The organism is Halomonas sp. LES1 (assembly GCF_031846005.1).
Classification (GTDB): Bacteria; Pseudomonadota; Gammaproteobacteria; order Pseudomonadales; family Halomonadaceae; genus Halomonas.
The window spans coordinates 119,586-144,443 of record NZ_JAVRGC010000003.1 but is presented as its reverse complement, the minus strand read 5'-3'; the positions used below and the strand labels follow the sequence as shown (position 1 = coordinate 144,443).

Genomic DNA, 24,858 nt, shown 5'->3' with positions numbered 1-24,858 from the left:
GATGCGCCGCATAAACGAGAAAGGGTGCGACCTGAGGTCGCACCCTTTCAGCCTTGCCGGGATCGGCTGTCTCAGTCCTGGTCGCGCAGGCTGTAGACGTAGGCGGCCACCAGGTGGACACGCTCTTCGCCGATATAGGCGGCCTGGGCCGGCATATGGCCGTTGCGGCCGTTACGCAGGGTCTGGCGCACGGCGTCGGCCACACTCTGGCCGGGCTGCTGATAGAGCCAGATGTCGTTGGTCAGGTTGGGCGAGCCGAGTGCCTGGTTGCCGGTGCCGTCGGGCATGTGGCAGGCGGCACATACCGAGGCGAAGGTCGCCGCACCGCTCTCGGCGCGCTCGGCATCATGCTCGTTGCCGGAGAGCGCGAGGACATGCTGGGTAACGTTCTCGATGTTCTCCTCGCCCAGCTGCTGCCAGGAGGGCATCAGGCCGTTGCGGCCGTTGTTGAGGGTCGCCAGGATATTCTCCGGCTCGCCGCCATACAGCCAGTCGTCGTCGGTCAGGTTGGGGAAACCGTAGCCGCCCTGAGCGCCTGAACCGTGACACACCGCACAGTTGTTGAGGAAGATGCGTTCGGCGACCTGCATGGCCTCCGCGTCCTGGGCCAGCTCGGGAATCGGCACCTCCTCGTACTGGGCGAAGATCGGTGTGAAGCGCTCCTCGGCTCGCGCCACTTCCTGCTCCCATTGACCCTCCTGGCTCCAGCCCAGCAGGCCGGCAAAGTTGCCCAGGCCCGGGTAGAGTACCAGGTAGCCCAGCGCGAAGATCACGGTGCCGACGTAGAGCTGGAACCACCAGCGCGGTAGCGGGTTGTCGTACTCCTCGATGCCGTCGGCAGCATGGCCGGTGGTATCGACATTGCCCTCGGCATCGGGGGTCTTGTCGGTCTTGCGGTTGGCATAGAGAAGCCAGAAGGCAAGACCGATGGAGCCCAGCGTGATGACGATGATCCAGGCGCTCCAGAACCCGGAAAGGGAGTCACCCCAGAGATTATTCATGTGTTCCTGTCTCCCTTGCTCTTGCAAGAATCGCTCTTGCGGGAATCGACCCCGTTCGGCGAGGCGCTCGTGTCATGGTTCGGTGTCTCGTCATCGTCGCTGAAGGGCAGATTGGCCGCTTCATCGAAGTCCGGCTTGCGCCGCTTCGAGTAGGCCCACACCGTGATGCCGATGAAGGTCACGATCAGGATGCCGGTAACGATGCCGCTTACGGTGCCGCTGTCCATGATCAGTTATCCTTGAGAACGGTGCCTAGCTGCTGCAGATAGGCGATCAGAGCGGTGATCTCCTGCTCGCCACGTACCTCGCTGGTGGCGTTTTCGATCTGCTCGTCGGTATAGGGCACGCCGAGGGCACGCAGGGCGCGCATCTTCTTGGGCGTGGCCTCGCCGTCGACGGTGTTCTCGAACAGCCATGGGTAGGCGGGCATCACCGACTCGGGCACCACGTCACGCGGGTTGTACATGTGCGCGCGGTGCCAGTCGTCGCTGTAGCGGCCGCCTACGCGGGCGAGGTCGGGCCCGGTACGCTTGGAGCCCCACAGGAAGTTGTGGTCGTAGACCGTTTCACCGGCCACGGTGTAGGGGCCATAGCGCTCGGTTTCTGCGCGGAAGGGGCGCACCATCTGCGAGTGGCAGCCGACGCAACCCTCGCGGCGATAGATGTCGCGTCCTTCGAGCTCCAGGGCCGACAGTGGCTTGAGCCCCTCTACCGGCTGCGTGGTCTGCTTCTGGAAGAACAGTGGCACCACCTCGGCCAGGCCGCCGAAGCTGATTACCACCAGAATCAGCACGGCGAGCAGGCCGACGTTCTTTTCGACGATCTCGTGTCTCATTGGAAGTCTCGTTCCCTGTAGGCTCAGGCGGTCTGCGGAAGCGGCTGATGGGCCTCTTCGCCGCGCTTGATGGTCCGGCTGACGTTATAGGCCATGATCAGCATGCCGGTGACCCAGCACAGGCCGCCGATCAGGCGCACGATGTAACCGGGGCCACTGGCCTCGACGGCCTCGACGAAGGTGTACATCAGGGTGCCGTCCGGGTTGATCGCACGCCACATCAGGCCCTGCAGGATGCCGTTGACCCACATGGAGGCGATGTAGAGCACGGTGCCGATGGTCGCCAGCCAGAAGTGCACGGCGATCAGGTTGACCGAGTACATCTCGGTGCGGCCGAACAGGCGCGGAATCAGGTGATACATGGAGCCGATGGTGATCATCGCCACCCAGCCCAGGGCGCCAGCATGGACGTGGCCGATGGTCCAGTCGGTATAGTGGGAGAGGGCGTTGACGGTCTTCACCGCCATCATCGGACCCTCGAAGGTGGACATGCCGTAGAACGAGAGGGCGACCACCAGGAAGCGCAGGGTGGGGTCGGTACGCAGCTTATGCCAGGCGCCGGAGAGCGTCATCATGCCGTTGATCATGCCGCCCCAGGAGGGTGCGAGCAGGATGATCGACAGCACCATGCCCAGCGACTGGGTCCAGTTGGGCAGGGCGGTATAGTGAAGATGGTGCGGGCCGGCCCACATGTAGACCATGATCAGCGCCCAGAAGTGGACGATGGAGAGGCGATAGGAGTAGACCGGACGCTCGGCCTGTTTGGGCACGAAGTAGTACATCATGCCCAGGAAGCCGGCGGTCAGGAAGAAGCCTACCGCGTTGTGGCCGTACCACCACTGCACCATGGCGTCGATGGCGCCGGCGTAGATGGAGGTGGAGTACCAGGCGGTGACAGGGATCGCCGCGTTGTTGACGATATGGAGCACGGCGATGGTGAGGATAAACGCAGCATAGAACCAGTTGGCCACATAGATGTGCGACACCTTGCGGCGCTTGATGGTCATCAGGAAGACGATCGCATAGGCGATCCAGACCACTGCCAGCAGGATGTTGATCGGCCACTCCAGCTCGGCGTACTCCTTGGTGGTGGTGTAGCCCAGCGGCAGGGTCACCACGGCGAGTAGGATCACCGCCTGGTAGCCCCAGAAGGTGAAGGCGGCGAGCCGGTCGGAGAACAGTCTCACCTGACAGGTCCGCTGTACCACGTAGTAGGAGGTGGCAATCAGTGCCGAGCCGCCAAAGGCGAAAATCACGGCGTTGGTATGCAGCGGGCGCAGGCGTCCGAAGCTGGTCCAGGGTAGATCGAGGTTCAGTTGCGGCCAGACCAGCTGGGCGGCGAGGGTGACACCGAGTGTCATGCCCACGATGCCCCAGACCACGGTCATGATCGCGAACTGCCGAACTACCTTGTAGTTGTAGGTCGGGTGTTCAAATGCTGTGCTCATGTCGGGTTCCCATCGAACGCGGTAGGAGATAAAGCTGCGTCAGTGTGTCACGGACGCGGCCTCCCTGAGGATGATGCAGGTCAATTCGCGGGGGATTCTACCCCAGCCGGGCAATATCCTGAACACGCCCAAGTGTGTATTTGGAGAACTTGTAAAGGAGATCTCGTGTCAGAGTTCATCCACCAGCAGGCCGGGGCGATGGCTTCGTCCGAGTGTCGCGAGCGTCTGCTGAGAGGCGAGTGCGGCCTGTGGCAGCTGCCGGAGGGGCCGCTGGAGGTGCGGGGTGAGGCGCGCATCGGTCGTCTGCTGATGGCCCATGGGGCCGGCGCGGGCCAGGATTCCACGTTCCTACAACGGCTGCGCGACGATCTCGCCGTGGCCGGTGTCCAGACCCTGGCCATCGAGTTCGGCTACCTTCAGCGAATGCGTCGCGAAGGGCGTCGTCGTCCGCCACCGGGGGTGAACACCCTGGTGGAGGAGATGGCGGTCTGGTGCGACCTTCTGTCACACCCCGAGCTGCCACCGCTGTGGTTGGGTGGCAAGTCCATGGGGGGGCGGGTAGCCAGCCTGCTCGCCGCCCGCGATGGCGCCCCGGGGCTGGTACTCTGCGGTTACCCCTTCCACCGGCCCGGCAGACCCGAGCGGCTGCGCCTCGATCACTGGCCGCAACTCGCCTGCCCTACCCTGGTGGTGCAGGGCAGTCGTGACCCCTTCGGCACCCGTGAGGAGGTGGCAGGCTATGTACTGCCCGAGGCGGCATGCCTGCACTGGCTGGAGGATGGCGACCACGACTGGAAGCCACGGCGCGCCAGCGGCACGACCCAGGTGAGGTTGATCGAGGCGGGCGCCGCCGCCATCGCCGGCTTTATGGGTGAGCATGGTGGAGTCGACGCCGTTCGATAAAAGGCGTTGACATTCGGGCCGGCACCTGTAGAATGCAGCGCCACGTACCGGGGGTGGTTAGCTCAGTTGGGAGAGCACCAGCCTTACAAGCTGGGGGTCACTGGTTCGAACCCAGTACCACCCACCACTGCCTAGGCAGTCCCGATTACGTAGGCAACACGCAGCGGACCGGTAGTTCAGTTGGTTAGAATGCCGGCCTGTCACGCCGGAGGTCGCGGGTTCGAGTCCCGTCCGGTCCGCCAACGTGTTTCCAGTCAGTCAGCCCTGTTGCGGACCGGTAGTTCAGTTGGTTAGAATGCCGGCCTGTCACGCCGGAGGTCGCGGGTTCGAGTCCCGTCCGGTCCGCCATCAAGGCTCGACAGTCTCAAGCAAGTGCAGTATCCAGTGCGATTTACGTGGGTGATTAGCTCAGTTGGTTAGAGCACCAGCCTCACATGCTGGGGGTCACTGGTTCGAATCCGGTATCACCCACCACGCGGACCGGTAGTTCAGTTGGTTAGAATGCCGGCCTGTCACGCCGGAGGTCGCGGGTTCGAGTCCCGTCCGGTCCGCCATTATCGCCACGAATTCAGAAGCCCCGAGCCCAGTGCTCGGGGCTTCGTCGTTTTAGCCCACCATAGCTTCACTTCAGAACTTCACTTCGGCAACTTCGCTTCAGCCGCCATCTGCAGTTCCCCTGTCCGCGCCTTCCTCTCGAGTCTCAACTGTCATACAGTTGTTTGAATTCGCCCGCTGCGCTCGGGCCCCGCTTGTCGCGGGTGCTCCCGATGCAGTGTCACGCCAACAACAAGGCGTTATGCCAATAATAAGGTGTATGTCAACAACAGAGGAGTGCCGCCGTGGCCGCTTATCCCCACCTCTTTCGGTCCCTGCGGCTGGGTCACCTGACCTTGCCGAACCGGGTACTGATGGGTTCCATGCACACCAATCTGGAAGAGAGGCCAAACGGCTTCGAGCGCCTGGCGACCTTCTATGCCGAGCGCGCCCGAGAGGGTGTCGGACTGATCGTGACCGGAGGCATCGCCCCGAATCCCGAGGGCGCCGTCTTTCAGGGGGCGGCGACCCTTGAGCATGAGGCGCAGCTGGACGATCACCGTCGGGTGATAGAGGCGGTGCACGGCGAGGGGGGGCGGATCTGCATGCAGATCCTGCATGCCGGACGCTATGCCTATACGCCGGAGCTGGTGGCGCCTTCGGCGATCCAGGCGCCCATCAACCCCTTTGCCCCCCGAGCGCTGGGCAGCGATGAGGTGGAGCGCCAGATCGACGACTATGTCCGCTGTGCCACCCTCGCCAGACAGGCGGGGTACGATGGCGTGGAGGTGATGGGCTCGGAGGGCTACCTGATCAACCAGTTTATCTGCCGGCGAACCAATCATCGCGACGATGAGTGGGGGGGCGCCTTCGAGAACCGGATTCGCTTCCCGCTTGAGATCATGCGGCGCATTCGCGCGGCGGTGGGGGCGGATTTCGCGGTCATCTTCCGGCTCTCCATGATCGACCTGGTCGAGGAGGGCAGCACCCATGACGAGGTGGTGGCCCTGGCCAGGGCGCTCGAGACCGCCGGTGCCGACGCCCTCAACACCGGCATCGGCTGGCATGAGGCCAGGGTGCCGACCATCGTCACCAGCGTGCCCCGGGCGGCGTTCACCGAGGTGACCCGACGGCTGAGGGGCGCGGTCTCCCTGCCCTTGATCACCACCAACCGCATCAATATGCCCGAGGTCGCCGAACGGGTGCTGGCCGAAGACCATGCCGACATGGTCAGCATGGCGCGACCCTTTCTCGCCGATCCGGCCTGGGTCAGCAAGGCGGCGGCGGGGCGCAGCGACGAGATCAATACCTGCATTGCCTGCAACCAGGCCTGCCTGGATCATACCTTCGAGGGCAAGCCGACCTCCTGCCTGGTCAATCCGCGGGCCGGCCATGAGACCGAGCTGGTCATCGAGCCGGCGACCACGCCGCGGCGCATCGGCGTGGTCGGCGGCGGGCCGGCGGGTCTGGCAGCGGCGCTGACCGCGGCCCAGCGAGGCCACCGGGTGACGCTCTTCGAGCGAAGCCCCGAGCTGGGCGGTCAGTTTCACTATGCCCGCCAGATTCCCGGCAAGGAGGAGTTCGACGAGACCCTGCGCTACTTTCGGGTGATGCTGGACAAGCACGGCGTGCAGCTGCGGCTCAACTGTGAGGCGGATGTGGCAGCGCTGCGCGACTTCGATGCGGTGGTGATGGCCAGCGGTGTGCGCCCGCGCCGCCTTGAGCTGCCGGGCAGCGAGCACCCCAGTGTGATGAGTTATCCCGAGGCGATCCTGCACCCCGAGCGGGTCGGGCCGCGAGTCGCGATCATCGGCGCGGGGGGGATCGGCTTCGACGTGGCGGAGCTGTTGACCCATGTTGGACAGCCCTCCCTGGATCGTGACGCCTGGTGCAGGGAGTGGGGCGTGGATCTCTCCGTCTCGTCGCCGGGCGGACTCAGGGCCCCGGAGCGTCCCGAGGTGCCGCGCCAGGTCTTCCTGCTCCAGCGCAAGCGCTCCAAGCCGGGCAAGGGGCTCGGCAAGACCACCGGCTGGGTGCATCGGGCATCGCTGCGACAGCGAGGCGTGGAGAGCCTGGCTGGCTGCGAGTATCTGCACATCGATGATGCCGGACTGCATATCCGGCATGAGGACCAGTCGCGCCTGCTGGCGGTCGATACGGTGGTGGTCTGCGCCGGCCAGGAGCCGGTGCGTGATCTCTATGCGCCGCTGCGCGATGCCGGGGTGGTGGTGCATCTGGTCGGTGGCGCCTTCGAGCCCGGCGAGCTCGATGCCAAGCGCGCCATCGACCAGGGCACGCGGGTGGCCGCCGAACTCTGAGAGCCGCCTGGCTGCCCCTTCTCGGGCCTGTCGTCACCGGGGCGACAGGCCCGCTGCGTTGAATGACATGACGCCACGCCATCGAACCCTCCGCACCCCCTAGCGTTCATAAGAGTAAGCGGAACGTTGACTCACTATCCGTTGTGTCGAAACCCGCCTGTCTACGCTGTGAGTGACCCAGTTCTCGAGCGCCAAAGAGTCGGCGCCGAGCCATCGGGCTTAAGGAGGCATCGATGAGCATCTTTGACCATGTGCAGAATCGTTTCGCCCGCGTCCAGCAGGAAGAGATGAACCTGCAGGAGTATCTGGAGCTATGCCGCGATGATCCGCTGGCCTATGCCTCGTCCGCCGAGCGCATGCTCCAGGCGATCGGCGAGCCGGAGGTCATCGACACGGCGAAGGATCCGCGGTTGTCACGCATCTTCTCCAACAAGGTGATTCGCCGCTATCCGGCCTTCGCCGAGTTCTACGGCATGGAGGAGGCCATCGAGCAGATCGTCGCCTACTTTCGTCATGCCGCCCAGGGGCTGGAGGAGCGCAAGCAGATCCTCTATCTGCTGGGCCCGGTGGGCGGGGGCAAGTCATCGCTGGCCGAGCGGCTCAAGCTGCTGATGGAGAAGGTGCCCTTCTATGCCATCAAGGGTTCGCCGGTCTACGAGTCGCCGCTGGGGCTGTTCTCGCCGGAGGAGGATGGCGAGCTGCTGGAGAAGGAGTATGGCGTTCCCCGTCGCTATCTGAAGAGCGTGATGTCGCCCTGGGCGGCCAAGCGGCTCAGGGAGTATGGCGGTGATATCAGCCAGTTCAGGGTGGTGCGGCTCTACCCGTCGCGGCTCAACCAGATCGCCATCTCCAAGACCGAGCCCGGTGACGAGAACAACCAGGACATCTCCTCGCTGGTGGGCAAGGTGGATATCCGCCAGCTCGAGCTTTACTCCCAGGATGACCCGGATGCCTACAGCTTCTCCGGGGGGCTGTGTCGAGCCAACCAGGGGCTGATGGAGTTCGTCGAGATGTTCAAGGCGCCGATCAAGGTGCTGCATCCGCTACTGACCGCCACCCAGGAGAGCAACTACAACCCGACCGAAGGCATGGGGGCGATCCCCTTCGAGGGGGTGGTGCTGGCCCACTCCAACGAGAGCGAGTGGCAGACCTTCCGCAATAACCGCAACAACGAGGCCTTCCTGGATCGGGTCTATATCGTCAAGGTCCCTTACTGCCTGCGGGTCTCCGAGGAGATCAGCATCTACAGGAAACTGCTGGAGCACTCGTCACTGGCCGAGGCGCCCTGTGCGCCGGACACCCTGCGCATGCTGGCGCAGTTCTCGGTGCTGTCACGGCTCAAGGAGCCGGAGAACTCCAGCATCTACTCCAAGATGCGGGTCTACGATGGCGAGAACCTCAAGGACACCGACCCCAAGGCCAAGTCGATCCAGGAGTATCGCGACAGCGCCGGCGTCGACGAGGGGATGGATGGACTCTCGACCCGTTTCGCCTTCAAGATCCTCTCCAAGGTGTTCAACTTCGATACCCTGGAGGTGGCGGCCAACCCGGTGCACCTGCTCTACGTGCTGGAGCAGCGCCTGGAGCAGGAGCAGCTGCCGAGCGAGACCTTCCAGCGCTACCTGCGCTTCATCAAGGAGTTCCTGGCACCTCGCTACGTGGACTTCATCGGCAAGGAGATCCAGACCGCCTACCTCGAGTCCTACTCCGAGTATGGTCAGAACATCTTCGACCGCTATGTGACCTATGCCGACTTCTGGATCCAGGATCAGGAGTACCGCGACCCCGAGACCGGTGAGTTCCTCGATCGCCAGGCCCTCAACGAGGAGCTGGAGAAGATCGAGAAGCCGGCGGGGATCTCCAATCCCAAGGACTTCCGTCACGAGGTGGTCAACTTCGTGCTGCGGGCGCGTGCCCAGAACAATGGCATGAACCCCAGCTGGCAGTCCTACGAGAAGCTGCGCGGGGTGATCGAGCACAAGATGTTCGCCAATACCGAAGAGCTGCTGCCGGTGATCTCCTTCAACGCCAAGGCCTCCAGCGCCGACCAGAAGAAGCATGAGGACTTCGTGGCGCGCATGGTGGAGCGTGGCTATACCGAAAAGCAGGTGCGCCTGCTGTCAGAGTGGTATCTGCGGGTGCGCAAGTCCCAGTAGCCCGACGCCGCGTCGTGGGGCGGGTCCCCGCGGCGCGCAGGAGAGTTGCCATGAGCTACTTCATCGACCGGCGGGCGAATGCCAAGCACAAGAGTGCGGTCAATCGGCAGCGCTTCCTCGACCGTTATCGCACGCATATCAAGCGCTCGGTGGAGGAGGCGGTCAATCGGCGTTCGATCACCGACATGGAGCGCGGCGAGAAGGTCTCGATTCCCGCGCGTGATATCTCGGAGCCGGTATTCCAGCACGGCTCCGGTGGCAAGCGGCGCATCATCGCCCCCGGCAACAAGGAGTTTGTGGAGGGGGATCGCCTGCAACGCCCGGGAGGCGGCGGTGGCGGTGATGGAGCCGGTGAGGGCGGTGCCTCGAACCAGGGCGAGGGCGTGGACGAGTTCGCCTTTACCCTCTCCCGGGATGAGTTCCTCGACTTCGTCTTCGACGGCCTGGAGCTGCCCCACCTGGAGCGCAAGGCGCTGGTGGACCTCGACGAGGTGCGCCCGGTGCGCGCGGGAGTCTCCAAGGAGGGGGTGCCCGCACGGATCAATATCGTGCGCTCCATGCGCGAGGCCCACGCCCGGCGCATCGCCATGCGCGCACCGATTCGTCGTGCCCTGCGTGAAGCCCGTGAGGCGCTGGAGATCGAGGAGCGAAAGGATCCGGTGATGCGCAATCCGGTGCGCATCGCCGAGCTGAAGGCTGAGGTGGAGCGCCTCGAGAAACGCCTCGAGGCGGTACCCTTCATCGACACCTATGACCTTCGCTACAACCACCTGGTCAACCAGCCCCAGCCCTCCAGCAAGGCCGTCATGTTCTGCGTCATGGATGTCTCCGGCTCCATGACCCAGTCCCACAAGGATATTGCCAAGCGCTTCTTCCTGTTGCTCTATCTGTTTCTCGAGCGCAACTACGAGAAGGTCGAGCTGGTCTTCGTACGCCACCACACCGCCGCCAGGGAGGTCGACGAGGAGGAGTTCTTCTACTCGCGGGAGACCGGCGGCACCATCGTTTCCAGTGCATTGACGCTGGTGGACGAGGTCATCGCCGAGCGTTACCCGCCGGGGCAGTGGAACCTCTACGTGGCCCAGGCCTCGGATGGGGATAACTGGGACGATGACTCGGTGGCCTGCCGTGACCTGCTGGTCAAGAAGCTGATGCCGCGCCTGCAGTACTTCACCTATGTGGAGATCACCCCCCACGCGCACCAGGCGCTGTGGGAGGAGTACGAGAGCGTGGCGGCCGAATTCCCGGCGCGTTTCGCCATGCGCCAGATCGTCGAGGCCGGAGATATCTACCCGGTGTTCCGCGAGCTGTTCAAGCGCCGCGTCGCCGGCGGCTGAGGAGGCAAGATGACCCGACGCAAGCCCATCGCCACGGGGTCCGACTGGAACTTCGAGATACTCGCCGAATTCGAGCGGGAGATCGCACGGCTGGCGGACGAGTATCGTCTCGACACCTATCCCAACCAGATCGAGGTCATCACCTCCGAGCAGATGATGGATGCCTACGCCAGCGTGGGCATGCCGGTGGGCTATCACCACTGGTCCTTCGGCAAGCAGTTCCTGGCCGTGGAGCAGGCCTACCGCCGTGGTCAGATGGGCCTTGCCTACGAGCTGGTGATCAATTCCGATCCCTGCATCGCCTATCTGATGGAGGAGAACACTCTGATGATGCAGGTGTTGGTGATGGCCCACGCCTGCTATGGCCACAACTCCTTCTTCAAGGGCAACTACCTGTTTCGTACCTGGACCGACGCCGCCTCGATCATCGACTACCTGGTGTTCGCCCGCAAGTATGTCGCCGAGTGCGAGGAGCGCCACGGCGTGGCGGCGGTGGAGCAGCTGCTGGATGCCTGCCACGCCCTGCAGAACTACGGGGTCGATCGCTACAAGCGGCCCTCGCCGATCTCCGCCGAGGAGGAGGTGCGTCGTCAGAAGGAGCGCGAGGAGCTTCTGCAGGCCCAGGTCAACACCCTGTGGCGCACCATCCCCGGGCGCGCCGAGGAGGATCGCCTGCCGGGGATGATGGATGACCAGGAGGACCCGCTCGGTCTGCATGCCGGCGGTCGCTACCCATCCGAGCCTCAGGAGAATCTGCTCTACTTCATCGAGAAGAACGCGCCGCTGCTGGCGCCGTGGCAGCGGGAGGTGGTGCGTATCGTGCGCAAGCTGGCGCAGTACTTCTATCCCCAGCGCCAGACCCAGGTGATGAACGAGGGCTGGGCCACCTTCTGGCACTACACCCTGATGAACCGACTCTTTGACGAAGGCGCGGTGGATGAGGGGCTGATGCTCGAGTTTCTGCAGTCGCATACGGCGGTGGTTCAGCAGCCCCCCTTCGATGCCCCCTGGTACAACGGCATCAATCCCTATGCCCTGGGCTTTGCCATGTTCAGCGATCTTCGGCGCCTCTGCGAGGCACCCACCGAGGAGGACCGTCGCTGGTTCCCCGATATCGCCGGCAGCGACTGGCGGGAAACCCTGGAGTTCGCCATGCAGAACTTCAAGGACGAATCCTTTATCCAGCAGTTCCTGTCGCCCAAGGTGATTCGCGACCTCAAGCTGTTCATGGTGATCGACGACGATCAGGAGGAGATGCTAGAGGTGGCGGCGATCCACGACGAGCGTGGCTATCAGCGCATCCGCGACGCGCTGGCGGCCCACTATGCACTGGCGGTACGCGAGCCCAATATCCAGGTCTACTCCGCGGATATTCGTGGCGACCGCTCGTTGACCCTGCATCATGTCCAGGATGATCGCCGGCCGCTGGCGCGCAGCGTCTACCCGGTGATCCGTCATCTGCATCAGCTGTGGGGCTTCCCGGTGCGCCTCGAGTCGGTTCAGGACGAGCGAGTGGTGCGGCGTTATCAATGGCCACTGGCGGATGAGGAGGGCGGCAACGGGGAGGGCTGATGGCCGGTCATGGTGCTGGCATGTGGCACGCTGATGGGCGGCAGGTAGCCCGGCATAGGCAAGCTATATGCAGCTTATATATAACAGGACCCGCGCCGTGGCGCGGGTCCTCGTTCTATTGCCAGGTGACGGCGTTTGCCGCCCCGGACATCAGCTCTGGGCGGTCCAGGACTGGCACCAGCCCGCCGGCTCGACGCTGTTCTGGGGGAACAGCTGACAGCCCTGGCTGTCGGCCTGGAAGAACATGCAGTTACTGCACTTTTCGCCTTCCTCATAGGCCGGATGGTCGGCAGCCTCGCTGGCGTCCTTGACGTAGTTGAGCGCCTGTGCCTGCTCGCTGGAGGGGTCCAGCGGCGGCAGGTCCTGGGCAAAGGCGCGGCTGGAGAGGATGCCGGCTCCCAGGGGGAGGGCGGCCATGCCCATCAGGCTATGGCGCATGAAGTCACGACGGCTGTGGTTAGCCATGGAATCTCCTTATATCACGTTGCCAGACACGGACGGGCCTGAGCCCGCTATTCTCGGGTGGTGTTCCACCTCTAGTCGTCCGACAGTCGACTGTCGGCAGGGTTCGCTTCGTTATCATAGTCAAGGCGCCCCCGGTATGCGAACGGTGCGCTGCGACGACTTGTCGCGTCGCCAGGAGCGCCAATCAGAGGGTGATGCTTCACGCTCTCCGGCGCTGGTATACTCGATCCGAGAACCCGGGCAGTCTCGACGGCTGCCCGCCGCCCATCTCCGCCCGTGGGGCGACATCCGGAGAGAGCCCGATGCAGAATGCCGTGATCCTGATCAACACCGAGAAGGGGCAGGTCAAGTCGGTGGCCGAGCGCCTGGCCGACGTCGAGGGGGTCAGTGAGGTCTACTCCACCTGTGGCCGCTATGATCTGGTGGCCATCGCGCGCACGCGTGACTTCGAGAGCCTGGCCGAGCTGGTGACCGGGCGCCTCAATGCCGTGGAGGGGATCCGTGAGACGGAGACGCTCAACGCCATGCAGGTACACTCCCGTCACGACCTGGAGACCATGTTCTCGCTGGGCTGGTAGTCACCGGGGGTCAGTGGTGGATCTGGCGACAAGCCCCGGAACGCCGGACCGACGAGGGTGCGCTATGAACCCCTCCCAGGGCGTTACCGACGCCTTCCCTGGCGTAGGATCCCCTCTTTGGCTTATCCCCAGCGCCCCTTGGTTCGGTAATTGCGATAGCCCTGCGTCACTCACTTCATCAACGGGGAAGCCTTTCACGGATGAGTCGTTTCGGTCTGTTGCGCCGTGGCCGCCCGCTGCGGCGTTTTGCCGTCAGTCTGCTGTTTGTAGTCGTGGGGGGCGGTCTGTGGCACCTCCAGGAGCGTGAGTTACGCGACTCGCTGGTGTGGATGGGGGTGCCCGAGTGGCAGGAGCCGTCACTCACCGGCTTTCATCGCGTGCTGCGCAACGATGGCTTCCTGGTCGGCTGGTCCGACCTGCGAGTCAACCCGCTGTGGGTCAGCTATCGGCTTCAGGCGGTCGAGAGCCCCGAGTCGGGGCCGCGTCCGGCATTTCGCCGAGACTGGCGTACCCTGTGGCCGATCGGCACCGACCACTACGCCGGCAGCGGCTTCGATCGTGGGCACCTGGCACCCAACTACGCGATTGCCGCGGTGCATGGTCGCGATGCCCAGCACGACACCTTCTACATGAGCAACATGACGCCCCAGCGGCCCGATCTCAACCGCCGGCTCTGGCAGCGACTGGAAGAGGTGGTGATGGATCATTTCGTGCCGCGATTCGGTGCGGTACAGGTCATTACCGGGCCGATCTTCCCCGAACGCTTCCTCGACAACGTGCTCAATCGAGTCGGCTTCGTGGAGATCCCCGCGGCCTTCTACAAGATTGTCGTGGTACCCGGCGAAAGGCCCCGGGCCCTGGCCTTCGTGATGCCCCAGGGAGTGCGCGGCGACGAGTCATTGAGCGACTATCTGGTAAGCATTGACGCCATCGAGGCGCGTACCGGGCTCGACTTCTTTCCCAGGCTTCCCGAGTCGTCAGCGGAAGTGCTGGAGGGGCGGGTCGATGCCCGTGGCTGGGGGCTGGAGGAGGTGGCAAACCGCCCCGGGCGCTTCGAATAGCGTGTTATATAGATACAAAAAAACCGCGATCCAGTGTCGCGGTTTCTCGATGATCCTGCCTGCTCTAACCTGCATGATGCGAAGTGAATGGTGCCCAGGAGAGGACTTGAACCTCCACATCCGTAAGGATACTAGCACCTGAAGCTAGCGCGTCTACCAATTCCGCCACCTGGGCGCATCATGCATCTCGTCGTGTTCGGGCTTCCCGAAGGATGGTGCCCAGGAGAGGACTTGAACCTCCACGTCCGTAAGGACACTAGCACCTGAAGCTAGCGCGTCTACCAATTCCGCCACCTGGGCGAACACGAGCGAGTCGAACTGTATAAAGAGCAATGGTGCCCAGAAGAGGACTTGAACCTCCACGTCCGTAAGGACACTAGCACCTGAAGCTAGCGCGTCTACCAATTCCGCCATCTGGGCAAGCGACGCGTATGTTACCCGAATTGTGCCGGTTTGCAAGAGGAACGAGGGGGCCTGTGGCAATTTTTTCCCACACAGCCCGATTCTTCAAGGTTGGGTGACCGCGCCTGCGGCGCTATACTGCGGCCATGATCAATGAACCCCCAAGCAATACCCCGTTCCCGCGGCGCCCGAGCGCCAGCTTACTCATGTCGTCCCCGACCCTGCCAAGAATGCACCGCGCATGACTCACTGGACGCTCAGCGACGATCCGCATGCGGAACGTGAAGCCCACAAGTATGACAAGCCAGCCCCCAGCCGCGAGTATCTGCTCGCCCGCCTGGAGGAGGCCGGCAAGCCGCTTACCCACGAGAAGATGAGCCAGCTGCTCGGCCTCGAGGATGAGGAGCTGCAGGAGGCGGTACGCCGCCGGCTGGCGGCCATGGAGCGCGATGGCCAGGTGCTGCGCAACCGGGCGCGAGCCTACGCGCTGATCGACAAGCTCGACCTGATCAAGGGCAAGGTGCTGGGTCACCGCGACGGCTTCGGCTTCGTGCTGCGTGACGACGGCAAGAAACCCGACCTGATGCTGCCGCCGCGGCAGATGCGCCGAGTCTTCCACGGCGATCAGGTGCTGGTGCGCATCAGCGGCCGCGATCGGCGCGGTCGCGACGAGGCCACCATCGCCGAGGTGCTGGCCCGCAATACCCAGTCCATCGTCGGTGTCTACCGCGAGAACACCCCCGAGTTCGGCGTGTTGATCCCCGAGAATCCGCGTATCACCCAGGAGGTGATCATCCCGCACAGCGCCTGCGGCGGGGCGAAGGATGGTCAGGTGGTGTCGGCGCATATCGTCAAGCAGCCCGAGACGCGGGTGCAGCCGGTCGGTGAGGTGGTCGAGGTGCTGGGTGAGCGCATGGATCCCGGCATGGAGATCGATATCGCCATTCGCAGCTACGAGATTCCCGCCGAATTTCCGCCGGAGGTCCACGACCAGATCGCCAGCATGTCCGCCGAGGTTGCCGAGGAGGACAAGCAGAGCCGTATCGATCTGCGTGACGTGCCGCTGGTGACCATCGATGACGAGACCGCCAAGGACTTCGATGACGCCGTCTGCGCCTGGAAGACCAAGTCCGGCAGCTGGAAGCTGCTGGTGGCCATCGCCGACGTCTCCCACTATGTGCGCCCAGGCAGTGCCCTGGACCAGGAGGCGATCCGCCGCGGCAACTCGGTCTACTTCCCGGGGCAGGTCGTGCCGATGCTGCCGGAGCTGCTCTCCAACGGTCTCTGTTCGCTCAACCCCGCGGTCGACCGCCTCGCCCTGGTCTGCGAGATGAATATCTCCCAGAGTGGCGCCATCAGTCGTTACCGATTCTACGAGGCGGTGTTCCAGTCCCATGCGCGCCTGACCTACAACAAGGTGGCGGCGATCCTCGATGATGAGGGGCAGGAGGGTGAGGCCCTGCGCGAGGAGTATCGCGAGCTGGTGCCGTCGCTGAAGAACCTGCATGCCCTCTACCGGCTGCTGCGCGAGGCGCGGGTGGAGCGAGGGGCCATCGACTTCGAGACCACAGAGACGGCCATCGTCTTCAATGACGAGCGCAAGATCGAGAAGATCGTGCCGCGCTCGCGCAACGATGCCCACAAGATCATCGAGGAGTGCATGCTGGCGGCCAACGTGGCCACGGCGCGCTTCCTCGACAAGCATGATCTGCCGGCCCTCTATCGTATCCACGAGCAGCCCTCGCCGGAGCGTCTCGACAAGCTGCGCCTGTTTCTCAGCGAGCTTGGCCTGACCCTGGGCGGCGGCGATGACCCGAGCCCGCAGGACTACCGAGACCTGGCCGAGGCCATCAAGGGTCGCCCCGACGCCGATGTCATCCAGACGGTGATGCTGCGCTCCATGAGCCGGGCGATCTACTCACCCCAGAACGATGGGCACTTCGGCCTGGCCTATCCGGCCTATGCTCACTTCACCTCGCCGATCCGTCGCTACCCGGACCTGATCGTGCACCGTGCCATTCGCTCGGTGATCCGCGGGCCGCGCCAGACCAACACCGTGCTGCGGGCCGAGGGGGCCCCGGTGGAACCGCCCAGCAAGTGGGCGCCCTATACCTTCGAGCAGATGCTCGAGCTCGGCGAGCACTGCTCGATGACCGAGCGTCGTGCCGATGACGCCACACGCGACGTCGAGGACTGGCTCAAGTGCGAGTTCATGTCCGACAAGCTCGGCGAGATCTTCGATGGCACCATCGCGTCGGTGACCCAGTTCGGCATCTTCGTGCGGCTCGATGAGGTCTATGTCGAGGGGCTGGTGCATGTCACCTCGCTGCCTTCGGACTACTACCGCTACGAGCCTGAGAAGCACCGTCTCAAGGGCGAGCGCAGTGGCATGAGCTACCGTCTCGGCGACGGTGTCACCGTGCAGGTGGCTCGCGTCGACCTGGATGATCGCAAGATCGATTTCGCCCTGGCCGATGAGCAGCCGCGTCCCAAGCGGGCGCCGCGCCGTCGCCGTGCGGTAGACGATGCCCCCGCCAAGGGTCGCGCCAGCGCCGGCGGCAAGCCACCGAAGGCCGAGGCCTCGCCTGGCGAGACCACCGGCAAGGGTGGCGAATCCGCCAGAAGCGACAGGTCCGACAAGGGCGATGGCCGCAAGCGCAGCGGCAACCGTCGGCGCCGTTCGCGGCGCTGAATCCCGTGGCGGACCTTCGGGTCCGCCGTGTGACCCGCAATGAAGCGAGAGACATGAAGCAGAAGCGATCCCAGCGGCCCGCCGCTGGCAAGCCGGCGACGCCCGGTGGCCTGGAGGCGGTATTCGGCGTGCATGCCGTGCGTGCGCTGATCGAGCGTGGTGAAATACCCCGCGAGCTATGGGTGCAGCAGGGCGGCGCGGAGGCGCGCCTCGCCGAGCTGGTAGAGACCGCTCGGCGTGGCGGTGCCCGCATCCAGTCACGTCCGCGTGACGAGCTGGACCGCCTGGCCCAGGGGGCCGCCCATCAGGGCGTCGTGGCCTTCACCACGCCGCTGGCGTTCGAGGCCGAGAATGCGCTGTGGTTCCGCCTGGAGGCGTGGCCCCATGCGACGCCCCCGCTGCTGCTGGTGCTCGATGGCATCACCGATGTGCACAACTTCGGCGCCTGCCTGCGCAGCGCCGATGCCGCCGGGGTGCATGGGGTGATCGTGCCCAAGGACAAGGCCGCACCGCTCAATGCCACGGTGCGCAAGGTAGCCTGTGGAGCCGCCGAGAGCGTGCCGGTCTACCAGGTCACCAATCTCGCCCGCGCCCTGGCCAGGCTCAAGTCGCTGGGCGTCTGGGTGACCGGTACCGCCGGTGAGGCGGAGTCGCTGGTATTCGAGGTCGACCTGACCGGGGCCACGGCACTGGTCATGGGAGCCGAGGGCAAGGGCATGCGCCGCCTGACGCGCGAGGCCTGCGACCAGCTGGTCAAGCTGCCCATGGCCGGCACGGTATCCAGTCTCAATGTCTCGGTTGCCACCGGAATCAGTCTCTTCGAGGTGGTTCGCCAGCGCCGCCAGGCTGCGCCTGGAGCTTGAAGAGCGGCGCTTCGCGCCTGGAAGCTTGATGCCGGAAGAAACCCCTTGACGCTATCTCTGGAGGCGACATGCTGCGTTCCAGCTTCCAGCTTCCAGCTTCCAGCTTCCAGCTTCCAGCTTCCAGCTTCCAGCTTCCAGCTTCCAGCTTCCAGCTTCCAGCTTCCAGCTTCCAGCTTCCAGCTTGCGCGCAAGGCGCGTACTCTTTAGAATGCCTGCGCCCGTTCGTCCATCGAGCGGGCATTCGTGTTTTTCTATCACCTCCTTGCTTCCCCGGAGCCAAGACCTCCCGAGGAAGCTGCCAAACCGCAAGGAGATCCCATGCGTCATTATGAAATCGTGTTCATGGTCCATCCGGACCAGAGCGAGCAGGTTCCGGCCATGGTCGAGCGCTACACCGGCCTCGTTACCGAGAACGGCGGCACCGTGCATCGCCTGGAGGATTGGGGCCGTCGTCACCTGGCCTACCCGATCAACAAGATCCACAAGGCTCACTACGTGCTGATGAACGTCGAGTGCAGCGGCGAGACCCTCGACGAGATCGAGAACATCTTCCGCTTCAACGACGCCATCATCCGTAGCCTGGTGGTGCGCTGCAACGAAGCCATCACCGAGGCCTCGCCGATGATGAAGCCGGTGGAAGAGAAGCGCGCTCGCCGCGACGAAAAGCCTCGCGACGAGAAGCCTCGCGCCGAGTCCGCCTGATACCCCCATCGCACGTCTGAAGGAGTCTTTACATGGCACGCTTTTTCCGTCGCCGCAAGTTCTGCCGTTTCACCGCCGAGGGCGTGAAGCAGATCGACTACAAGGATCTGGACACCCTCAAGGCCTACATCACCGAGACCGGCAAGATCGTTCCCAGCCGCATCACCGGTACCAAGGCCCGCTACCAGCGTCAGCTGGCGACCGCCGTCAAGCGCTCGCGCTACCTGGCACTGCTGCCCTACTCCGATAGCCACCAGTAAGCCAGCGGCAAGATGCTGACGATCGCCCGCTGGGTGATGCGCGGCACGCCCCACGCCATCGGCGGGGCCGTCGTGGCCACCCTGATTCCCTGGCTGTTCTGGCTGGGGGCCGCCATCGCGGCCCTGGTCACCCTGCGTCGAGGCCTCTCCCCGGCGCTACCGGTGATCGTGGCTGCCGCCGTGCCTTCGGGCTGGTGGTGGGTGCAGGGGGATGTCATCCCCCTGGCCAGCGTGCTGCTGGTGACCCTGATGGCGGTGGTGCTGCGCTCTCGCCTGCGCTGGAGCGAGGCGCTGATCGCCGGTGCCCTGGCTGGCGCGGTGATGATCCAGCTGGGGATCTTCCTGCCGCCCGGTGGCACCGGGGAGCTGCTCGACCAGCTGCGTCAGGCCTCTCCCGAGGTGGGACGCCTGCTCAACGAGCTGGGCAGTCAGGGGCTCGATACCGAGCAGCTGGCGGGATTGCTGATCGGTGGCGTCACCGGGCTTATCGTGCTGATCGCCGCCGTGGGCTGCCTGGCCCTGGCGCGTAGCTGGCAGGCGGGGCTCTACAACCCCGGTGGATTCCGCGAGGAGTTCCACGCCCTGCGCCTGAGGCCCGCCGAACTGGCTATGTTGGTGGCGCTCGGCGTGATCGGTGCCGTGCTGGGGCTGCCCGGCCTGGGTATGCTGCTGTGGGTACCGCTGCTGATCGCCGGCATCGCCCTGGTGCATGGATTTATCGGATTTAAAGGGATGAACGGGCTGTGGCTGGTCGTCTTCTACCTGCTGCTGATCACTACATGGCCCATGATTCTGATCGTGCTGCTGCTGGCCGCTATCGACGTCTTCGCGGACATTCGCGGGCGCCTGGCCAGCCGTAACTGACAAGAGGTTTACGAGATGGAAGTCATTCTGCTCGACAACATTGGCAAGCTGGGCGGCCTGGGTGACCAGGTGACCGTCAAGCCCGGCTACGGCCGCAACTACCTGGTGCCCTACGGTCTCGCCGTGCCGGCCACCAAGGACAACATCGAGGCCTTCGAGGCCCAGCGTGCCGAGCTCGAGGCCCAGGCCGCCGAGCGCAAGGCCGAGGCCGAAGAGCGCGCCGCTCAGCTCAACGAGATCGAACTCTCCCTGGTCGCCAAGTCCGGCGATGAAGGCAAGCTGTTCGGCTCCATCGGCCCCCGCGACCTGGCCGACGCCATCGCGTCTGCCGGCATCGATGTGGCCAAGAGCGAAGTGCGCATGCCGGAAGGTCCGATCCGTGCCGTCGGCGAGTACGACATTCAGCTGCGCCTGCATGCCGAAGTCGAAGCCACCGTGCGCGTGGTGGTAGTGGCCGAGTAAGTTCAGACGGCCGCCACCGACGAGGGGCGCGAGGAGAGATCCTCGCGCCCCTCGTCGCGTTGGGGGGAAGAGTCATGGGGCGCGCCGCCTGTCTGGGGTAGAATGGCGTCCCCGCAATGCCCAGGGTGAAGACCGCCATGTCAGAGATGCTCGAGCACGATCAGGAAACCGCCGCCCTCAAGGTGCCGCCCCACTCGCTGGAGGCGGAGCAGTCGGTGCTGGGCGGGCTGATGCTCGATAACCAGGCCTGGGACAATGTCGCCGACCGTCTGGTGGCCGACGACTTCTACCGTTACGAACATCGACTGATCTTCAATGTCATGGCCGAGCTGGCCGAGTCGGCGCGGCCGCTGGACGTGGTGACGCTCTCCGAGGCGCTGGAGGGGCGCGACCAGCTCGATACCGTGGGCGGCCTGGCGACGCTGGCGGAGCTGGCCCGCAACACGCCATCGGCCAGCAATATCCGCGCCTATGCCGATATCGTTCGCGAGCGGGCCACCCTGCGCAAGTTGATCCGTGCCGCCAGCCAGATCGCCGATGGCGCCTTCAGCCCCCAGGGGAGACCGGCGAATGAGCTGGTCGACGAGGCCGAGCGCCTGGTCTTCCAGATCAGCGAGGAGCGGCCCAAGTCGGGTGGCCCCATCGGCATGAGCGAGCTGCTCGCCAAGGCGGTGGACCGCATCGACGAGCTGTTCAACATGCAGGGCGAGATGACCGGACTCTCCACCGGCTTCCGTGACCTCGACGAGATGACCTCGGGCCTGCAGCCCTCGGACCTGGTGATCATTGCCGGGCGCCCCTCCATGGGCAAGACGACCTTCGCCATGAACCTGGTGGAGCATGCGGTCATCTCCAGCGAGAAGCCGGTGATGGTGTTCTCCATGGAGATGCCCGCCGATGCCCTGATGCTGCGCATGCTCTCCTCGCTGGGGCGCATCGACCAAACTCGGGTGCGGACGGGCCAGCTGGAGGACGAGGACTGGCCGCGCCTGACCTCGGCGGTCAACCTGCTCAAGGACAAGCAGCTGTTCATCGATGATACCGCGGCGCTGTCACCCAACGAGATGCGTTCGCGTATTCGGCGTGTGGTCCGGGAGCATGGCAATGTCGGGCTGGTGATGATCGACTATCTGCAGTTGATGCAGATCCCCGGCTTCTCCGAGAACCGCACCGGCGAGATCTCCGAGATCTCCCGCTCGCTCAAGGGGCTGGCCAAGGAGTTCGGCTGCCCGGTGGTGGCCCTCTCCCAGCTCAACCGCTCCCTCGAGCAGCGACCCAACAAGCGCCCGGTGATGTCGGACCTTCGCGAGAGTGGCGCCATCGAGCAGGATGCCGACGTGATCGCCTTCGTCTACCGCGACGAGGTCTATAATCCTGACAACCCCGACAATCAGGGTCTCGCCGAGTTGATCATCGGCAAGCAGCGTAATGGTCCCATCGGCACGGTACATATGGCATTTATCGGCCGCTATACCCGCTTCGAGGACCTGGCGCCGGACAGCTATGGCGATGGCTTCGGCGAGTAGGCGTCGCCTCTCGACTTGAGCCGGAACGAGGGGCCCGTATAATGCCCACCCTTTCAGTTAGCATAGCCAGGAGGCAGCATGGCAGGCGGATTTCGGCGCGGTAATCGACAGCGTGCACCCAAGCTGGAGGCGCGCGGCGAGCTTCAGTCCGTGGAGCGCGAAGGCCCGTTCAAGGAGTGGCTGGGCATGCCCGACCTCTACCGCTACCAGCTGGTAGTGGAGGGCGAGACCTACAGCTACCAGACCGAGGATGCCGAGCTTCCGGTGGTCGTCGGTGATAGAGTGGTATTTCGCTACAAGGAGACCAAGGCCGGAAAGTGGGTCGACCGAAACTCCCTGGGCAAGGCGATTGATCCCTCAGATTATCAATAGCTTGCGGAACTCGCCAGGGATGCCGGTGTCATATCTTTGACATGCGGTCGTCACCCCGGTGTCATCCGTGGGTGTCAGGCTGCCAGGAACTTCAACGATAAAATACCTGGAGGGATCCATGGAATTTCACGAGTTAAAGGCCTTCGCGGCCCATCACGACAACTACGAGATTCGCGTCATCGGCCATGCCGGCAGCCGCTTCTACCAAGTGGAGCTGGAGGATATCGAGGGGCAGCGTCATATGCTGACCCGTAAGGGCAAGCCGGTGCTCTTCCGCTCGCTGGAAGATGTCTACGTGGAGCTCAAGCGTGCCGGTATCCACCGCGCCCACCTGGTGCAGCAGGTGCCCCACGATGAGGTGATCGGTCGCGAGACTCACTATCAGGAGCCGCTGACCTCACGCATGCCGCTGGTGTTCTGAGCCGCCCTCGCAAGCAGGGCCACGCGTCACTCCTTCTCCCGCCGTTCCAGCCAGCGCCCCAGATGCAGGCGGCGGCGGGCAAACCAGTAGTACCCCGCATCCATCAGCCCGCCGATCCCTGGCAGGGTGCTTATCCAGACCCGCCGTCGATAGCCCAGCACCGCGTAGAGGGCACGGCTGGCGTCCATTCCCACGAACCAGCGACCGTTAGCGTCGCGCAGGTGCAGTCGGCCCATCATCGCGGCAACACTGCGGCCGAGCGGGGCGGCATCGAAATTTGCGGCCTGGATATCCACCAGCCTGACGCGCTCGCGGCGCGGGTGACGCGCCAGCCAGGCGACCTCCCGCTGGCACAGCGGGCAGTGGCCATCATGGAAGAGGGTCACCGGGGCGCGGGCAGCGAGGGTGGCGTGTCGGGTCATCTCGGAGTCTCCTCGACGCCAGCATAGCCCGCCCGGTGTTCGCCCTGACCATGGTCGTGTGAATAGGCGGGCGCGGCATCGAGCTGCTCGAGGAAGGCGCCGGCCTGATCGCGCATGGCGTTGCGCTTCTCCTCGCTCATGCGCGACAGGTTGCCGTAGATCAGCTTCATGCGCGGATTGGTGCTCAGGGTCTCGGCGTGGCGCTCCAGAAAGTCCCAGTAGAGGCTGTTGAACGGGCAGGCGTCGGGACCCGTCGCCCGTTTGGGGTCGAAACGACAGTGCCGGCAGTGATCCGACATGCGATCGATATACTTGCCCGAGGCGCAGTAGGGCTTCGAGCCCATCAGCCCGCCATCGGCGTGCAGCACCATGCCCAGGGTGTTGGGCAGCTCCACCCACTCGCAGGCGTCGGCGTAGACCGCCAGATACCAGTCGCAGAGCGCCTCGGGTGCCACATCGCAGAGCAGGGCGAAGTTGCCCGTCACCATCAACCGCTGGATATGGTGGGCATAGGCGTTGTCGCGGGTCATCTCGATGGCGCGGCGCAGGCAGCGCATCTCGGTCTCGCCGTCCCAGAAGAAGCTCGGCAGGCCACGCCGGGCGCTCAAGGCGTTGCCGCGCTTGTAGTCGGGCATGCGGGTCCAGTAGAGCCCGCGGACATATTCGCGCCAGCCCAGCACCTGGCGGATGAAGCCCTCCACCGAGTTGAGTGGCGCTCGCCCCTCGTGGTATTCGCGCTCGGCGGCTTCGCACACCTCCCGGGGAGAGAGCAGCCCCAGGTTGAGCGCCGCCGAGAGTCGCGAATGGAACAGGAAGGGCTCACTGTCGCTGATGGCATCCTGGTAGCGACCGAAGGCGGGCAGCAGGTGCTCGATGAAATGGCGCAGGTCGACCAGCGCCTGGCGCCGCGTCACCGGCCAGTGGAAGCCCTCGAGGCTGCCGAAGTGGTCGCCGAAGTGTTCCGCCACCAGGGCGATCACCGCGCGAGTGGTGGCGTCATGGCGATGACGGGGCGGCGCGGGCACCGAGAGCCCAGCCGGCAGCGGCTCGCGGTTGTCGTGGTCGAGGTTCCAGCGGCCGCCGGCGGGCCCGTCGCCCTCCATCAGCAGGCCGCTGCGGCGCCGTTGCTCCCGGTAGAAGTACTCCATGCGCAGCGACTCGCGGCCGCCTGCCCAGGCCGCGAAGTCATCCGGGGTGGTATAGAAGCGGTCGTCCTCGAGGAGTCGCCAGGGCAGAGCGGCGCGCTCACGCTCGCGCATCGCCTGCCACAGCCGCCACTCCCCGGGGCGCACGACCCGGATCTCGTCGCAGGCGTGGAGTGCGGCCAGACGCTGTGCCTCCGTCATCAGCTCCTGGGTATTGTCGGGGTCATCCAGGGCGCTGTAGTGCACCCGGTAGCCGCGCTTGCGCAGTGCCGCGGCGAAGTGGCGCATGGCGGCGAGGATCAGCGCGATCTTCTGGGGGTGGTGTGGCACATAGCGCCCCTCGGCGGAGACCTCGCAGAGCGCCACCACCGCGTTGACGGGCAAGTCGCGGAGACTGGGAAGCGCCAGGCTGAGCTGGTCGCCGAGCACGAGCACCAGGGGACGGGACATGGCTTGATCTCAGGTTGTACAAATCAGGCTGATAGTACAACCTGATCGCCGCCGCCGCGAGGGGCCTGA

Annotated in this window: 23 protein-coding genes and 8 tRNA genes; 21 read left to right on the top strand and 10 right to left on the bottom strand. The window is 64.7% G+C overall.

What is annotated here, in order from left to right:
* Positions 1 to 71 precede the first annotated feature (71 nt).
* Genes ccoP through ccoN form a run of 4 tightly spaced genes read right to left on the bottom strand, consistent with a single transcriptional unit; the run spans position 72 to position 3,284 of the window.
* The gene (ccoP, locus tag RM463_RS08005) at positions 72 to 1,001 is read right to left on the bottom strand and encodes a cytochrome-c oxidase, cbb3-type subunit III (protein WP_195688988.1); all 930 of its coding nucleotides are present in this window, start codon (positions 999 to 1,001) and stop codon (positions 72 to 74) included.
* Positions 998 to 1,228, bottom strand: coding sequence for a cbb3-type cytochrome c oxidase subunit 3 (locus RM463_RS08000; protein WP_195688989.1), 231 nt, complete (start codon positions 1,226 to 1,228; stop codon positions 998 to 1,000). The genes ccoP and RM463_RS08000 overlap by 4 nt, the downstream gene beginning before the upstream one ends.
* 2 nt (positions 1,229 to 1,230) lie before the next feature.
* Positions 1,231 to 1,836, bottom strand: a complete 606-nt coding sequence (ccoO, locus tag RM463_RS07995; RefSeq protein WP_132044312.1) for a cytochrome-c oxidase, cbb3-type subunit II — start codon at positions 1,834 to 1,836, stop codon at positions 1,231 to 1,233.
* A gap of 23 nt (positions 1,837 to 1,859) precedes the next feature.
* Complete coding sequence (gene ccoN / locus RM463_RS07990) at positions 1,860 to 3,284, bottom strand: cytochrome-c oxidase, cbb3-type subunit I (RefSeq protein ID WP_195688990.1); 1,425 nt, start codon at positions 3,282 to 3,284, stop codon at positions 1,860 to 1,862.
* 165 nt (positions 3,285 to 3,449) lie between these two features.
* Between ccoN and RM463_RS07985 the strand changes: the two genes are divergently transcribed.
* From RM463_RS07985 to RM463_RS07940, 10 genes are all read left to right on the top strand, one after another.
* A complete protein-coding gene (locus RM463_RS07985; protein ID WP_311429693.1) occupies positions 3,450 to 4,187 on the top strand; it encodes an alpha/beta family hydrolase in 738 nt (245 codons plus the stop codon).
* Positions 4,188 to 4,238: 51 nt separating this feature from the next.
* Positions 4,239 to 4,314: transfer RNA gene (locus RM463_RS07980), tRNA-Val, on the top strand.
* 38 nt (positions 4,315 to 4,352) lie between these two features.
* Positions 4,353 to 4,429: transfer RNA gene (locus RM463_RS07975), tRNA-Asp, on the top strand.
* Between the two features lie 29 nt (positions 4,430 to 4,458).
* Positions 4,459 to 4,535, top strand: a tRNA-Asp gene (locus RM463_RS07970).
* Between the two features lie 49 nt (positions 4,536 to 4,584).
* Positions 4,585 to 4,661, top strand: a tRNA-Val gene (locus tag RM463_RS07965).
* A gap of 3 nt (positions 4,662 to 4,664) precedes the next feature.
* Positions 4,665 to 4,741, top strand: a tRNA-Asp gene (locus RM463_RS07960).
* A gap of 285 nt (positions 4,742 to 5,026) precedes the next feature.
* Positions 5,027 to 7,039, top strand: coding sequence for an NADPH-dependent 2,4-dienoyl-CoA reductase (locus RM463_RS07955; RefSeq protein WP_311429692.1), 2,013 nt, complete (start codon positions 5,027 to 5,029; stop codon positions 7,037 to 7,039).
* 233 nt (positions 7,040 to 7,272) lie between these two features.
* The gene (locus tag RM463_RS07950; RefSeq protein ID WP_195688992.1) at positions 7,273 to 9,195 is read left to right on the top strand and encodes a PrkA family serine protein kinase; all 1,923 of its coding nucleotides are present in this window, start codon (positions 7,273 to 7,275) and stop codon (positions 9,193 to 9,195) included.
* Between the two features lie 50 nt (positions 9,196 to 9,245).
* On the top strand, positions 9,246 to 10,532 hold the full coding sequence (locus RM463_RS07945; RefSeq protein WP_311429691.1) for a YeaH/YhbH family protein: 1,287 nt from the start codon (positions 9,246 to 9,248) through the stop codon (positions 10,530 to 10,532).
* Positions 10,533 to 10,541: 9 nt separating this feature from the next.
* Positions 10,542 to 12,104, top strand: a complete 1,563-nt coding sequence (locus tag RM463_RS07940; RefSeq protein ID WP_195688994.1) for a SpoVR family protein — start codon at positions 10,542 to 10,544, stop codon at positions 12,102 to 12,104.
* Positions 12,105 to 12,254: 150 nt separating this feature from the next.
* On the opposite strand, the gene RM463_RS07935 is transcribed toward RM463_RS07940, so the two are convergent.
* On the bottom strand, positions 12,255 to 12,569 hold the full coding sequence (locus RM463_RS07935; RefSeq protein WP_195688995.1) for a high-potential iron-sulfur protein: 315 nt from the start codon (positions 12,567 to 12,569) through the stop codon (positions 12,255 to 12,257).
* Positions 12,570 to 12,871: 302 nt separating this feature from the next.
* Between RM463_RS07935 and RM463_RS07930 the strand changes: the two genes are divergently transcribed.
* Together RM463_RS07930 and RM463_RS07925 are read left to right on the top strand one after the other, a co-directional pair.
* Complete coding sequence (locus tag RM463_RS07930; RefSeq protein WP_132044351.1) at positions 12,872 to 13,147, top strand: Lrp/AsnC family transcriptional regulator; 276 nt, start codon at positions 12,872 to 12,874, stop codon at positions 13,145 to 13,147.
* Positions 13,148 to 13,347: 200 nt separating this feature from the next.
* A complete protein-coding gene (locus tag RM463_RS07925; protein WP_311429690.1) occupies positions 13,348 to 14,208 on the top strand; it encodes a DNA/RNA non-specific endonuclease in 861 nt (286 codons plus the stop codon).
* 88 nt (positions 14,209 to 14,296) lie between these two features.
* Here the strand turns inward: RM463_RS07925 and RM463_RS07920 are convergent.
* From RM463_RS07920 to RM463_RS07910, 3 genes are all read right to left on the bottom strand, one after another.
* Positions 14,297 to 14,383, bottom strand: a tRNA-Leu gene (locus RM463_RS07920).
* Between the two features lie 38 nt (positions 14,384 to 14,421).
* Positions 14,422 to 14,508 (bottom strand) — tRNA-Leu (locus tag RM463_RS07915).
* Between the two features lie 33 nt (positions 14,509 to 14,541).
* Positions 14,542 to 14,628, bottom strand: a tRNA-Leu gene (locus tag RM463_RS07910).
* 223 nt (positions 14,629 to 14,851) lie between these two features.
* On the opposite strand from RM463_RS07910, the gene rnr reads away from it, so the two are divergent.
* From rnr to RM463_RS07865, 9 genes are all read left to right on the top strand, one after another.
* Complete coding sequence (gene rnr, locus RM463_RS07905; protein ID WP_195688997.1) at positions 14,852 to 17,302, top strand: ribonuclease R; 2,451 nt, start codon at positions 14,852 to 14,854, stop codon at positions 17,300 to 17,302.
* A 53-nt stretch (positions 17,303 to 17,355) separates the two neighbouring features.
* Entirely contained in the window at positions 17,356 to 18,165 is an 810-nt protein-coding gene (gene rlmB, locus RM463_RS07900) for a 23S rRNA (guanosine(2251)-2'-O)-methyltransferase RlmB (protein WP_311429689.1), read from the top strand.
* A 318-nt stretch (positions 18,166 to 18,483) separates the two neighbouring features.
* Positions 18,484 to 18,867, top strand: a complete 384-nt coding sequence (gene rpsF / locus RM463_RS07895) for a 30S ribosomal protein S6 (RefSeq protein ID WP_132044296.1) — start codon at positions 18,484 to 18,486, stop codon at positions 18,865 to 18,867.
* Positions 18,868 to 18,899: 32 nt separating this feature from the next.
* A complete protein-coding gene (rpsR, locus tag RM463_RS07890; RefSeq protein WP_027960188.1) occupies positions 18,900 to 19,127 on the top strand; it encodes a 30S ribosomal protein S18 in 228 nt (75 codons plus the stop codon).
* Between the two features lie 12 nt (positions 19,128 to 19,139).
* Positions 19,140 to 19,991: a hypothetical protein gene (locus tag RM463_RS07885; RefSeq protein ID WP_311429688.1), complete on the top strand. Its 852-nt coding sequence runs from the start codon at positions 19,140 to 19,142 to the stop codon at positions 19,989 to 19,991.
* A gap of 15 nt (positions 19,992 to 20,006) precedes the next feature.
* Positions 20,007 to 20,453, top strand: a complete 447-nt coding sequence (gene rplI / locus RM463_RS07880; RefSeq protein WP_132044292.1) for a 50S ribosomal protein L9 — start codon at positions 20,007 to 20,009, stop codon at positions 20,451 to 20,453.
* Positions 20,454 to 20,590: 137 nt separating this feature from the next.
* The gene (dnaB, locus tag RM463_RS07875) at positions 20,591 to 21,979 is read left to right on the top strand and encodes a replicative DNA helicase (RefSeq protein ID WP_161423798.1); all 1,389 of its coding nucleotides are present in this window, start codon (positions 20,591 to 20,593) and stop codon (positions 21,977 to 21,979) included.
* A 78-nt stretch (positions 21,980 to 22,057) separates the two neighbouring features.
* Positions 22,058 to 22,351: a hypothetical protein gene (locus RM463_RS07870; protein ID WP_132044288.1), complete on the top strand. Its 294-nt coding sequence runs from the start codon at positions 22,058 to 22,060 to the stop codon at positions 22,349 to 22,351.
* 118 nt (positions 22,352 to 22,469) lie between these two features.
* On the top strand, positions 22,470 to 22,772 hold the full coding sequence (locus RM463_RS07865; RefSeq protein ID WP_195689001.1) for a DUF6482 family protein: 303 nt from the start codon (positions 22,470 to 22,472) through the stop codon (positions 22,770 to 22,772).
* 26 nt (positions 22,773 to 22,798) lie between these two features.
* Here the strand turns inward: RM463_RS07865 and RM463_RS07860 are convergent, their stop codons facing one another.
* Positions 22,799 to 23,194, bottom strand: coding sequence for a DUF393 domain-containing protein (locus RM463_RS07860; RefSeq protein WP_311429687.1), 396 nt, complete (start codon positions 23,192 to 23,194; stop codon positions 22,799 to 22,801).
* The gene (locus RM463_RS07855; RefSeq protein ID WP_311429686.1) at positions 23,191 to 24,789 is read right to left on the bottom strand and encodes a cryptochrome/photolyase family protein; all 1,599 of its coding nucleotides are present in this window, start codon (positions 24,787 to 24,789) and stop codon (positions 23,191 to 23,193) included. Before RM463_RS07855 ends, RM463_RS07860 begins: the two co-directional genes overlap by 4 nt.
* Positions 24,790 to 24,858: the final 69 nt, after the last annotated feature.